General features: G+C 37.7%; 1 tRNA gene. It reads left to right on the top strand.

The features are described from left to right. Positions 1-33: 33 nt before the first annotated feature. A tRNA-Ser gene (locus tag HX793_RS32345) sits at positions 34-116 on the top strand. The last annotated feature ends 290 nt before the right edge of the window (positions 117-406 follow it).

Genomic DNA, 406 nt, shown 5'->3' on the forward strand with positions numbered 1-406 from the left:
TCTATTCGGAGGAATAAAATAAAATTGTCTTTCGGAGAGATGGCTGAGTGGTTGAAAGCCCCGGTCTTGAAAACCGGTATAGTTTACTATCGAGGGTTCGAATCCCTCTCTCTCCTTTTTTGCTTGTTAAATAGATTTGTTTCTTTATTGGATTGGTTTTGACCGGATAGTTTCATTATCATAAAGAAAGGGAAGTGGCTCGGCTATCCCGCCTAGCCAAGCCAGAAAAATCCAAGCCAGAAAAATGGATTAAATATAAATGAGTTGAAAAAAAAAAGAATATTTTTTTATGACATGATCCCTATATGTATGAGGGAACCGAAGTGACTCCTATTTCAAGTCTTTGATCTCCTGTCTCAATTAAGAGGGGTCATGGAAAGAACAGGTTCAAAATCACGATCAATTC

Origin of the sequence: Pseudomonas reactans, from assembly GCF_013387025.1 — a bacterium.
Lineage (GTDB): Bacteria > Pseudomonadota > Gammaproteobacteria > Pseudomonadales > Pseudomonadaceae > Aquipseudomonas > Aquipseudomonas reactans.